Annotated in this window: 11 protein-coding genes; 9 read left to right on the top strand and 2 right to left on the bottom strand. The window is 44.2% G+C overall.

Annotation, left to right across the window (positions count from 1 at the left end):
- Both V7D75_RS01995 and V7D75_RS01990 read left to right on the top strand, forming a co-directional pair.
- The coding region (locus V7D75_RS01995) for a hypothetical protein (protein WP_333613198.1) at positions 1-839 on the top strand (839 nt) is incomplete at its 5' end.
- 71 nt (positions 840-910) lie between these two features.
- Entirely contained in the window at positions 911-1,933 is a 1,023-nt protein-coding gene (locus tag V7D75_RS01990) for a glycosyltransferase family 2 protein (protein WP_333613197.1), read from the top strand.
- A 19-nt stretch (positions 1,934-1,952) separates the two neighbouring features.
- On the opposite strand, the gene V7D75_RS01985 is transcribed toward V7D75_RS01990, so the two are convergent.
- Positions 1,953-2,705, bottom strand: coding sequence for a hypothetical protein (locus tag V7D75_RS01985; RefSeq protein WP_333613196.1), 753 nt, complete (start codon positions 2,703-2,705; stop codon positions 1,953-1,955).
- Positions 2,706-3,088: 383 nt separating this feature from the next.
- On the opposite strand from V7D75_RS01985, the gene V7D75_RS01980 reads away from it, so the two are divergent.
- Together V7D75_RS01980 and V7D75_RS01975 are read left to right on the top strand one after the other, a co-directional pair.
- Positions 3,089-4,825 carry an RCC1 domain-containing protein gene (locus V7D75_RS01980; RefSeq protein WP_333613195.1) on the top strand — a complete coding sequence of 579 codons (1,737 nt, stop codon included), beginning with the start codon at positions 3,089-3,091 and terminating at the stop codon, positions 4,823-4,825.
- Between the two features lie 168 nt (positions 4,826-4,993).
- Complete coding sequence (locus tag V7D75_RS01975; protein WP_333613194.1) at positions 4,994-6,508, top strand: di-heme oxidoredictase family protein; 1,515 nt, start codon at positions 4,994-4,996, stop codon at positions 6,506-6,508.
- 158 nt (positions 6,509-6,666) lie between these two features.
- Here the strand turns inward: V7D75_RS01975 and V7D75_RS01970 are convergent, their stop codons facing one another.
- Positions 6,667-7,593 carry a bestrophin family protein gene (locus V7D75_RS01970; protein ID WP_333613193.1) on the bottom strand — a complete coding sequence of 309 codons (927 nt, stop codon included), beginning with the start codon at positions 7,591-7,593 and terminating at the stop codon, positions 6,667-6,669.
- A gap of 311 nt (positions 7,594-7,904) precedes the next feature.
- On the opposite strand from V7D75_RS01970, the gene V7D75_RS01965 reads away from it, so the two are divergent.
- The 5 genes from V7D75_RS01965 to V7D75_RS01945 form a co-directional block, all read left to right on the top strand.
- Positions 7,905-8,606 carry a hypothetical protein gene (locus tag V7D75_RS01965; protein WP_333613192.1) on the top strand — a complete coding sequence of 234 codons (702 nt, stop codon included), beginning with the start codon at positions 7,905-7,907 and terminating at the stop codon, positions 8,604-8,606.
- 64 nt (positions 8,607-8,670) lie between these two features.
- Positions 8,671-9,318 (top strand): DedA family protein, encoded by a 648-nt coding sequence (locus tag V7D75_RS01960; protein ID WP_333613191.1) that lies wholly within the window; start codon positions 8,671-8,673, stop codon positions 9,316-9,318.
- A 445-nt stretch (positions 9,319-9,763) separates the two neighbouring features.
- A complete protein-coding gene (gene nirK / locus V7D75_RS01955) occupies positions 9,764-11,290 on the top strand; it encodes a copper-containing nitrite reductase (protein ID WP_333613190.1) in 1,527 nt (508 codons plus the stop codon).
- Between the two features lie 141 nt (positions 11,291-11,431).
- Positions 11,432-12,334, top strand: a complete 903-nt coding sequence (locus tag V7D75_RS01950) for a formylglycine-generating enzyme family protein (RefSeq protein WP_333613189.1) — start codon at positions 11,432-11,434, stop codon at positions 12,332-12,334.
- Positions 12,335-12,434: 100 nt separating this feature from the next.
- Positions 12,435-12,837, top strand: a 403-nt coding sequence (locus V7D75_RS01945) for a hypothetical protein (RefSeq protein ID WP_333613188.1), incomplete at its 3' end; no start/stop codon positions are given.

Raw genomic sequence — 12,837 nt, 5'->3', positions numbered from 1 at the left:
GTATTCCGTACCTTTATATTAGACTGCCTGGTATTCGCGATGATGAGCCACATCTAAACGCTTTCGCTGGTGCGCTTGCTTTACTGGCCCCTTATCCTCGCACATTAGAATCTACCAAAACCCCTGAATGGATAAGTCAAAAAACCCTCTATCTTGACTTTATCAACACTCAGCAAAAAAATGCGCAAACTTACCAAGATTTTATAAAACACTTAATACAGCTGATCACTGATGAAAAAGCGCTTTCCTCGTTACTAGATGATAAAAATACGTCAACTACCGTTACCGTCATTAAAGGCTACGGCGGGCATCAAGCCATTGATGCAAAACTGCCCGAGCTGCGGCAGCTTTTGCCATATGCTTTTATTATATCGCTTGGTCCAATCGACGAGGATAAACGGCATTATGTTGACATCGCGGCCGAAGTGAGTGATGTGACGCCATTTCTCGAACATAGCGATTATCTACTAATGGCGTGCGGTCTAAATGCCGTCGCCCAAGCCTATGATTATGCGACGCCACTGGTCGTCCTACCTGACGATCGCCCCCACCAAGAGCAAGAGGTAATGGCAGAGGCGTTGATAACCCAAGGACGCGCCTTAAGTTGGCAGCAATTTAAAGCCTTAATGACTGCAAGCGTCACACATGAGCTAAGTGGAGAAATTGCCAACCAATCCGCTCGAACTAAGTCCTTATCAAAGCCTGATAATGCAAAACTTAAGCAAAAATCTGTACAGACAGCTCAAGCGTTTATGCAGAGTATGGCCGAGTACCCAACGACTAAAGCTTGGTTTGAACAATGGTTGCTGCCGCAGCTTGCCTTAAAGCCTGAACGTTAAATGCAATAATTATCAATAACGTCACAGCAAAAATATAAAAGCCAAATTAACAAAAGAGGCACTGACAAACAATGACCGTAAAACCCACCACAAATCCCAATGCGGTTTCTGAGCATATGCCGGTAACGGTGATTACGACTTGTTATGGACGCAATCGTCACCTGTATAATCTGCTCAGTAGCCTCGCAAATGGCAGCGTTCAGCCCGATGAAGTTATTATTGTCAATGATGATGCCGACCCCAAACGTCTGGCTGATTTTGCTTTAAACATTGTCAAGATTCCCACGACAGTAGATTTAGTGGACAGCGCAGACCATCAAACGTTAGAACATCAAACGTTAGAAAAATCGGACAAAACCGAATTTGATATCGGTCATAATCGCAATATTGGCGCCGCGCGTGCCAGCCATGACACGCTGATATTTTTGGACGTTGATTGCATCGTAGCGCCGAGCTTTATTGAACAACTAAGCACAAAATTAAACCAGTATCCAAACGCTCTACTGATGGGACAACCGCGCTATCTGACGCGACCTTTATCAAACGAGGAAAGCTTGGCGTTGCAAAAGGGCGCGCTGACTAATGATTACTTAAATCATCTATCTGTTTATAATCCTTATCGCGATAACTTCGATGCGAAACAATCGATGTCTAATGAGGCAGCACCGACAGCTATTAAAAAAACGGATGATTACGGCGCTTTTTGGAGTTTATGCTTTGCGATTAAACGTGAACAGTTTGAGAAAATAGGGGGTTTTGATACGCAGTACACCGGTTATGGCGCAGAAGATACCGACTTTGCCTTTACTGCCCGTCAGTTAGATATTAATTTTTATCTGACCGCCGACCTTATTTATCATCAGCAGCACGCTGTCTATCGCCCGCCTCTCAATCATTTGGAAAGCATTATCGTCAATGCCAATCGTTTTTATCAAAAATGGCAATGCTGGCCGATGGGCGGCTGGCTTGAACAGTTCTCTGAAATGGGCTTAATTGATTGGACGAACGAGCAATCAAATTCAATTACGCTGTTACGCCAGCCTAGCAGTAAAGAGATAGAGTTGGCCTATTATCCTGATGCGGCTTACGTTTAAATTACCAATCTTCCCTTGCCTAATACTGGCGTATGATCTCCACCTCTGGCGGCGGCGAACTCATTTCACGGCGCTCAAATTCCCAATTATGCCCTTGCCAAAAATGCGCGGTTTTATCGTTGTCATTAAAACCTATCATTAATAATTGCAGCGGTAGCGGTGCTTTTTGCAGCAGCTGCACATGCTCTCTCGCCGATAATAACAAACGATACAACAAAAATCCTGACGAAGGGGCTGAAGAGTGAATATCTGTAAAGTAAGGATAGTCCTCAACGACCGGATGGCGCTCCGATAACACGCTATGATGCGCCGCATCCTGCAACAACACTTGCACCGCCGGTGGCAGCGTCAGTATGCGATCATCATCAATCGGGTCATCATCGGGACTTGGATCATCACTGAGCAAAGGAAATTGATAAGGCCGATTGCTCAGTAAAATACCTAATGGTGCCGCTTTTGCCATGCGCTTCATTACCGCGACATTGTTGCTCCTCGGCGGCAAACCGAAATGCAGTTTACTATCGCCAATCTGGCGAAAAAATAACAATTTAGGCAGGCTACTGGCAAGCGGGTGGTTGGCAAAAAAATCAGCATTAATAAAATGGTTAAATAACACCAAAACATCGTCAGGGCGTAATAACTGCTTAAGTTTATCAGTGCTAATAGAAGGGTTGTTGGCGATAAAGACGATGCGTTTATTTTGCTTTAACGCGTTTTGGATGTTGAGTGGCAAGGCTGTAAATGCAGCGGCTTCTTTGCTTATTTTATTCAAATTATCCTCATAATTAGGGGCGGTTGATTATGATGTTAATAGCTTGTTATTGATCCAAATTTTCAAAAACTCAAGTCTGTATAAATGACTTACCTTTCTATCTTAATATACCTCACTTTTTCACAGAAAAAAGCCTATCCAAAAATAATATTCATTATATTGCATTGACTATTTACCTTAAAACTCATTTCATTAAAGCCTTAACCACCCTTATATAAAAAACACTTATCTTCAATCCATCAAATCAACATTTTTATTTATATATTGATAATAATTATCATTTGTAATATTATTCGCATCCATAGTTACACCCGTTTTACGCTATGTTGCTATCCCCTATATTTAAACACCTATTCTTCTATTGATCATTTATTGAGGTTTCTATGCGCTTATCCCGTCTTAGCCCAGCAGTGGCACTTATCAGTGCGACTTTAATACTCACTGCTTGTGGCAATGATTCTGATGACACGACAATCATTGATGGGACGCCGCCACTTTTGACCACCGATAGTAGCTTTACCGATGGCTATAGCGCAGTGGCAGCGATATTTTTATCTGGGCAAGTGCAAGACAGCAGTGGCATCAAATCGCTGACTTATAAGCGCAATGAAGAGCCGGCGCAAAGCTTAGACTTTGATACAAACGGGAATTTTGACGCGCGTATTTTATTGGCATTGGGTAGCAATAAAATCACTTTAGAAGCCACAGATAATAATGGCAACATCATGCGCTCGACCAAAACTGTCTATTTGGGCGATACTGTCGCGGCGGGTGGCTCACATACGGCTGCTCTGCGCGATGGAAAACTGTATGGTTGGGGGCGCAATAATTTTGGGCAAACAGGTCTGGGAATGATGACAAAAATAACCGACGTCATAGGTCATCCAGATACCCCTATGCTGATGCATAGTGCCCCAAAAAATCTCGTGTCTATTAAATTTAACCAAAATCATTCGCTGGCGCTAGATGCTAAAGGTCAGGTTTATAGTTGGGGCGAAGATATTTCTGGGCAATTAGGACGCGGTGAGACTGGTCGCAACACTTGTAGTAAGACCGAAGACTGCCGCCTAGATATTGGTGCTATCGCTGGTATTGATAATGCGCTGATGGTAGCAGCAGGTTACAAGCATAACTTGGTACTGACCAAAGACGGTAGCGTGTGGGCGTTTGGTGCCAACACCCAAGGTCAGCTTGGTAATAACACAACGATAAATAGCAGCACACCGGTACAGGTTGATTTTTCAGCAGCCGCTGACATCGGTCATATCGTACAAGTGGTGGCCAGTGCCAACAGCTCGTACGCCCTAGATGATAAAGGTCAAGTTTGGGGTTGGGGCAGCGACGCCTATGCCAATCTAGGTCGCGGTCAAGAGTGTAATAAGGCCAATAATTGCGTCAATGTTAATGCAAGGCCGATTCGCATTGATGTTCTGAGCGGCAATTCCAATGCCCATACCAACGTTGACGTTAATACCACTAAGGCTATCACCCCTACTCCTCAGCTTGCCTCTGACCCAAGCATTGGCATTGAAAAAGTGACCCAATTGGCAGCGGGCCGTGACCATGTATTGGCGCTAACCAATAAGGAAGCGGTCTACGCTTGGGGGCTTAATGCCAGTAGCCAAATAGGGTATAACGGCGAAAAATTCAATGCTACTGAAAGCGCTTGGGCAAATACTATTGTCAAACCAACCAAACTACCATGGTTTACGGGTAAAAACATTCGCCGCATCTATGCGAATGGCAATGCCAGCTATGCGCTGCTGGACGATGTGCCATCGAACAATGGAACAACAGAAAATGGCTCAGCGACAGACGGTATTCTTTATGCGTGGGGCATGTTTGGGGAGACAAATAGCGCAGGCAAAACTGTCTACAAGGATTTAGATGAGCCAACCAATAAATTGCCTAACTTAAAAAATATCGACAATATGGCGATGGGCGTCATGCATTTGATCGCCCATGAAAAACCTCTGCAGCAAAATGCAAATACCTCGCTTAGAGACGGTCAATTATTTACATGGGGTTGGAGCTTCGAAGGCTCACTCGGTAATAAAGACACCACCCACGTTTGGATGTATAACACCCCGATGCCAGTCAATTTACCAAGCCAACTATAAGCGTGACTTATCTTTAACATGAGTATGCAATAGCAAATGTAGTGAACAAGGGCAGCCGAATTCATGTTGCCCTTGTTAAATTACGGTTTTGTTAATTTCCATTTACTCATCTTTGGTGTTTTTTTCATAATTTAATAAATGATATTTTTAGCCATTTTAGGTCTTGCCATGTCTCTACTGCCTCACTCACCAAACTGTTACTCACTAAACCATTCAAATGCTCCCTCTACTCTTTTATTCCCCGTCATACGCCGTGCGCTATTTTGTTTAACGGCAACTTTATTACTAAGTGCGTGTGGTGGCTCGGACGCTTCAGATAACTCAAACAATGACAGCTCTAACATACCGGAGTTACCTAGCCAGCCTACGCCGCCCACTCCACCTGTAAACCCAGACAGCCCAAACAATCCTGAAACTGATATCAATTGGCTACCAGCCGGTGGCAACGCGACCATTGCTGCCGATATCTCAAGGCCATTTTTAAAAATTATGCCCAATTTACCAAGCAGTGCCTTGGGCGGCGTATCGCCAGGTCGCGAGCTATTTATCACCGAATGGACACCAGCCAATCAAGGTCGTGTGCTCTTTGATGGCGTTGGCCCCTTATTTAACGCCAATGCCTGTACCCAGTGCCATAGCGCTGAAGGACGCAAACCTATTTATGCGGCAAATGGCGAGCTAAGTGACGCCATTTTATTTAGGCTCGGCAACAAACAAGGGCTTGCGCACACTTATTACGGCGAGCAAATGCAACATCAAAGTATCGATGCCAGCATCGCACCCGAAGGTAAAATGCGCTACACCATCACAGCGAGTAATGACAATCAACCTGCCGGCGTGCAGTTTGACTTTAGCGCCACCGACCCCAATCAGCCACTGGGAGATACCGCTATCAGTGGCCGTATCTCACCGCAATTGGTCGGCATGGGCTTACTCGACTTGATTCCTGATGCGGATATCATTGCAGCAGCTGACCCCGATGATAACAATAAAGACGGCATCAGTGGGCGCGTACATTGGGTACAGGATGGCAAACAGCGGCGCATTGGCCGCTTTGGTTGGAAGGCGATTAACTCAAGCCTACGCACCCAAAACGCCAATGCTATGTCACAAGATATGGGTTTGACCACTTCCCTATTTATGGATCCCAATTGTACAGCCAATCAGCCGATTTGTTGGACAGCGCCCAATGGCGGCACGCCTGAGGTTTCAGACAGCAGCTTGGATGCGGTAACCGATTTTATGACTGCCTTGGCAGTACCTGAGCGCCGAGTGGCTGATTTATCGACCTTTAATAAAGGCGCGCAGCTCTTTACCCAAGTTGGCTGTGCAAGCTGTCATACGCCAAAACAAAAAACGGGCGCGAGTGTGCGCTTTCCGCTACTTGCCCAGCAAACCATTTACCCTTATACCGATTTATTGCTGCACGATATGGGCAAAGGTTTAGATGACGGCGTTAAAGAAAAAAATGCCGAAAGCTATGAGTGGCGTACACCGCCATTGTGGGGCATTGGTATTGTCGCACGTGACCCAGAAGCACGGTTTTTGCATGATGGTCGCGCCAGCAGCTTGACAGAAGCGATACTTTGGCATGGCGGTGAGGCAGAAAGTGCTAAGACACGTTTTACAAAATTACCTGCCACCCAACAACAAACGTTGCTAAGTTTTTTAAACAGCATTTAATAGTTATTATGACAAGGTGAAATGAAAAAGACCGCTCAATCGAGTGGTCTTTTTTATGACGTATATTTTAGCAGGATATTTTTTGGTAACCGATATTCTATTGCCGCACCCGCTATTTATGACACAGAGATTATTGCAAATTACCTATTATAAATAACTTATTGCAAATAGCCGTTTTTAGCCATGATGTTGGGCGGCAACTCGGTTTCGCCCAAGGCTTCTAGCAAATTAATCTCGATATTCCTTGATAAAGCGGTCAGCGGTAATTGGTTGGCAGCCAAGCCAAAAGGCTCTTCCAACTCTTCACTGAGCGCATCCAAACCAAAAAAGGTATAAGCAATGACGCCGCAAATCAAAGGCGTCACCCAACCTAAAGAAGAAACCAAACCAAAAGGCAGCATAAAGCAGTACAAATACGTCGTGCGATGCACCAGCAACGTATAAGCAAACGGCAATGGCGTGCTATGAATACGCTCGCAAGCCGACAAGACCACCGTCATCGAATTTAGGCGCTCGTCCATATTTTGTAGCATAAGATCTGACGTCAAGCGCTGCTGCCGACAATAGCCAAGCTCCTTACCAAGCAGACGCAGCAGATAATCCGGCAAATTTTGCGCCTGCTGCATGCTGGCATGATAAACGGGCTCAACAAAACGCTCCATATCTTTCCAAGGCGCACTGTCACGCAATCGATGACGTAGGGCATGGGTGAAAGCGATGCTTAAATATACCAATCGGCGCTGGCTATCTTGCCCATCCTCACTCCCATCATCTATATAAGACAGCACTTGACGGGTAAAGCTGCGCGTATCATAGACCAATTGCCCCCATAGCCCTCGAGCTTCCCACCAGCGCTGATAACTGGCATTATTCCGAAAACCTAAAAACAGCGATAAGGCAATCCCAAGCAAGGTAAACGGCGCAACGCTATAGGAAGAAAAAGAGCTGGGAAATCCGTGCTGAATATTGGTGATAAAGGCACTAATTAGGCTAATGAGCAAAATCTGTGGATAGACCTTTGGCAAAATGGAGCCACGTAAGGTAAAAAGCAGTTTGATGGCGCTTGGCTTTTGCTTGACGATCATTTTAGCGTCCTAACGAATGGTGCTTATAATTGGTGCTTATAGAGAAAAACTGGCGTTATTGCAGGAGGAGATAATAACAGACTAAGGCAGTAGGAGCAGCAAAAACACTTATCTATCCTGTTTTGACTGCCTAGCGGTTTTTACCACGCGTTTATTCAATAAATTTCTACAAAATCATTGGTTGTTATAATGATGTAAGGATAGCAAGCGCAAGGATACACAGCAGCTGTCAGCGCTTAAAAATTCGATTATAGTAGATAGGTCTATCACTTATTAATAAATTACAGTTAAATAAATCGAGGGAATACACCATGAAGAAATTAGGATTACTTGTCGCTATATCGGTAGGATTAAGCGCCTGTGCAAGCGGCATGAACGGTGGCAGTACGCCGGGCAATTCAAACAATATTGTCACACAATATCCCGTTGAAGCGGCCATGCTCAATATTTATACCAAAGCCCGCAGTCAAAGCTTGGTGGCGAACGTCGGCAATCAAACCGCCTCTGCTGACATTAAAGTCACGCCCAAAGGCAGCATGGTATTTAACAATAAACAAGTCCAAGGCGCTGAAGTAAATACCATTAATAAAGTCAACAATCAAGTCACTGATCAATCAGTCGCCATTAATTACTTTACCCTTAATCCATTGGTATTCCATGGTTTCACTGACAGCTCAGGTAAATACTCGATCTCGAATCAGACCACAACTATTCCCAAAATGGCAACGGTTGGTTCATCAAGCAAATTGATTACTGAAGATGTCTATGCCGATAGAAGCATGCGCAAAAAAATAGGCACTTACAATCAAGATTGGTCTTTAACCAGAGATACTAATAATACCGCGTGGTTTTGTATAGAAACCTCGGCTAACTTACTACTCAGTAACGATCCTAATGGTAGCTCGTCAGAATGTTATAAAATCAATGCGCGCGGCGATATTTTAGACAGTAAAGTAACGATTAGCCAGCCGTCTACAAACGGCACAAAAACCATTACCTTTACCAGTCGATAGTTTTTATCAACTGATGGCTGTTATAAACTGACAGCCATCAATTTGTCAATTATCTAGGATTTACATGGATCAAATGAGTGAATGGGTACTCGGCATCATGGCAAAGTTTGGCTACTTTGGCATTATATTTGCCATGTTTGCTGAAAACGTCTTCCCGCCTATTCCATCTGAGGTTATCATGCCCGCTGCTGGTTTCGCCGCTTCTAAAGGCGATATGAGCATTGTCTTGGTCATTTTAACTGGGACGCTTGGCGCGGTACTGGGGGCGCTACCCTTATACTATTTGGGTCATAAATTCGATGAGCCGCGCTTGGTCGAGTTCACTGAGAAATACGGCAAATACGTGTTTATAAAACCTACTGACATCACCAACGCCAATGCATGGTTTGACAAACATGGCAAAATGGCAGTGTTTTTTGGGCGTATGGTGCCGGGCGTGCGTTCGCTAATTTCAATCCCTGCCGGTATGAATAAAATGGCGTTATTACCGTTTTTGGTGCTAACCGCTTTAGGCGCCAGCATTTGGACCGCGATATTGGCACTAGCTGGGTATTACTTGGGTCAAAACTATGACGCTGTCGCAGGCGTGTTAGCCCCCTATTCTAAGGCCATTGGTGTATCAATCGTGGTTGTTATTATCGGTTTACTCATCAAGCGTCGTTTGTCTTATCGGAAAAATAGCAATAATGACAAAAATTCCGATCAGCGTTGAATATAAACTGCCTCTCACTCTTACAATACTGACCCAACTTAATATAATAGCTAAGTTTAATAACCACTTAGCTTCACTAATTTCGAGCAGAATTTTCAAACCTTAAAAAACCTATCTCAGTGTTCAAATCTTAATCCTTAAAGTCTTTACTCCTCTCTTTTCTAGTGCATCAAATCGTAAGAACACCTAATTAAATTTATAACTCATCAGTATAAAAAGCGTGAACAAATCTTGCGCAAATAATTCGCTTATTTATAAACATTCATTTAAAATACATCTTATGGAAGCCAATTTAGAAGCTCACCGCTTTTATAGTTTTGTTGTCGAATCTTGTCATTTCTATAGTGATTTTCGCTTTATCTAACTATCACATTAGGATGCTAATAACCGATATAAATCGAGCTTTGTTAAATGAGCCACTTATTTTCAATTTTTGGAGAGCCTTATGCGTCTTTTTAACTCTACAATCTCTCAGCCTCAAGCTTTTAGCTATTCTAAACTTGCATTAGCTTGTCTTCTTGCTCTTGGTACGGTAGGCATGGTCGGTTGTGATAAATCAACCCCTGATAAGGCGACGGCAACCAGCGCAGAAACCACCCAAACTACTAAGGATAGCAAAGCGCCAGCCACCAAAAATGGCGAGCTACCAGTGATTGATGCGGTTATCACCCATGCGCCTGAAGTACCACCACCTATCGATCGTGACTATGCGGCAAAAGTCATCGTAAAAATGGAAACCGTAGAAAAAACCATGCGTCTAGCGGATGGCGTTGAGTACAACTTCTGGACATTTGGCGGTCAGGTACCAGGACAATTTATTCGCGTACGTCAAGGCGATGAAATTGAGTTCCATTTATCAAACCATCCTGATTCAAAAATGCCGCATAATATTGACTTACATGCGGTGACAGGTCCAGGGGGCGGCGCTGCTTCTTCGTTTACCTCTCCTGGTTATACCTCGGAGTTTAACTTTAAAGCCTTAAAACCAGGCCTATATGTCTATCACTGTGCGGTAGCGCCTGTCGGTATGCACATCGCAAACGGTATGTATGGTCTAATTTTGGTTGAGCCAGAAGGCGGTTTACCGAAGGTTGATCGTGAGTTTTATGTCATGCAGGGCGATTTTTATACCAAAGGCAACTATGGCGATAAAGGCCTACAACCTTTTGATATGGAAAAAGCAGTAAAAGAGCAGCCAGATTACGTATTATTTAACGGTTCAGTTGGCGCGCTTACCGGTGAAAACTCGCTAAAAGCCAATGTCGGTGAAACGGTTCGTCTATTCGTTGGTAACGGTGGTCCTAACTTAGTGTCCTCATTCCACGTGATTGGTGAGATTTTTGACAAGGTCAACATGGAAGGCGGTAGCGCTGAAAACCATAATGTTCAAACCACCCTTATCCCTGCAGGGGGCGCCGCGATTACCCAGTTCAAAGTAGATGTTCCAGGCGAGCTTGTGATGGTTGACCACTCTATTTTCCGGGCATTTAACAAAGGTGCGCTTGGTATCATCGATGTCAAAGGCGCAGAGGACAAAAAAATATATTCAGGAAAAGTGCGTGAAGACGTCTACTTACCGGAAGGCTCAGCAGCACAAAGTCTTGGTAAAACCAATGCGCCTGCGCCAGTCGTGACCGCCGCCAACAAGCAAGAAAGAATTAAAATGGGTGAGTCAATTTACGCTAGTAACTGCGCGGCTTGTCACCAATTAAATGGTGCTGGAATACCAAAAGCCTTCCCACCATTGGCCAAGTCTGACTACCTTAACGAAGATCCAAAACGCGCCGTCAATGCTATCTTGCATGGCTTGACGGGTAAAATTACCGTCAACGGCGAGGAGTACGACAGTGTCATGCCAGCCGTTGCCCTAGATGATGAAAAAATCGCCAACGTCGTCACTTATATTATTAACAGTTGGGGCAACAAAGGTGGTGAGGTGACGCCAGAAGAGGTCAAAGCCGCTCGTAAATAACCTAGAAAGCTACGCTAGTTGACAGGATTACAATTAGACTGTTCGATGAAAAAACTCTCATTGAACAGTCACTTTCAATACAGTATCTGGTTAAACAAGCGTTTGGCACCGTCCTATTTTTGGTTTACTAGGAGATTAGTTATGTTATGGACTTACATCACTAACACTCGAAAAAGCAACACTCACAGCATTGAAATTCACAAAAACAAAACGCTAAAAATGAACATTCGGAAGATTGTGGATACGACTACTCGCCCGCTCGCACTGTTATTAGTCGTTAGTGCTCTGAGCGTCACAACCGACTTTGCGTTGATAAGCACGCAAGCACAAGCAAAAGAGCTGACCATTCAGCCTGGTACTTATCGTCCGTTATATTTGAGCAAAAATTCACCATTGGTGGCAGTCGATACATTCAAAATTGATGAGCTACCCGTCACCAATATAAAGTTTTATCAATTTTTAAAAGAAAATCCAAAGTTTCGTCAACGTGCCATTGCACCCATTTTTGCCGATTCTGGTTATCTAAAGCACTGGATCAATACCAAAGATATCTCTGTGCCTAAAAAGGCGGATTTTCGTAAGCCTGTGGTCAATGTCTCATGGTATGCCGCCAATCAATATTGCCGCGCGCAAAACAAGCGCTTGCCAACGGTTGAACAGTGGGAATATGTCGCACAGGCGTCTACTACCAATAAAAATGGCAGCTTGGAGGCCGGTTACAACCAGCGCATTCTTGATTGGTATGGTAAGTCTGCTGGCAACAAAGACCAGCTTGCCGATGTCGGACAAAGCCCTGCCAACTATTGGGGCGTCAAAGACATGCACGGCTTGATTTGGGAATGGACAGAGAATTTTAATAATAGCTTGGTCACTGGCGAATCACGTTCAGACAGTAACCTAAACCAAGAAATGTTTTGTGGCTCGGGTGCAGCCGGTGCAGTCGACCCGAGTGATTATGCAGCCTTTATGCGCTATGGTTTTCGCTCAAGCTTAGAAGCCAAATACACGGTCAGCAGCTTAGGTTTTCGCTGTGCTAGTAATTAACTTGCATTAACATAGCGCTCTACTTTAACCTAGCACCCTTTTAACACAGCGCCCTACTTTTTATACTCAATTGAATTTAATGGTATTTAAGGATTGTCTTATGAAAACAATAAAAATTATCCAAAATACAAGATTGCAAAATACAAGTTCACAAAATACAGTGACTCAGCCATTGTCTCATCTGGCTCATGCTATCAAACTGACTTTGACTACTGGACTCTGTATTGGCTTATTCGCCTGTAGCAATCCTGACGCGACTAACTCGGCGGCGACGCAAGGCAATCAAGCTGATACTACTTCTGAATCTAAAGTCGCGACAGACAATCATCACGACATGAAGAACATGGATCATAAACAGATGAATCATGCCGATATGAATGCCCAAGAACCAGCAGAAGCGCTCGGGCAAGAGTACTCTATCTATCAGGCAGGCGGCGACTGGACAGATCATCGTGGTAATACCTTTGAGCTTGATAACCTTGAGGGTAAAAATCAAGTAGTGG

Origin of the sequence: Psychrobacter sp., assembly GCF_036731945.1 — a bacterium.
GTDB lineage: Bacteria > Pseudomonadota > Gammaproteobacteria > Pseudomonadales > Moraxellaceae > Psychrobacter.
Note: the sequence above shows the minus strand (reverse complement) of the source record. Positions and strands in the feature narration are given on the sequence as shown.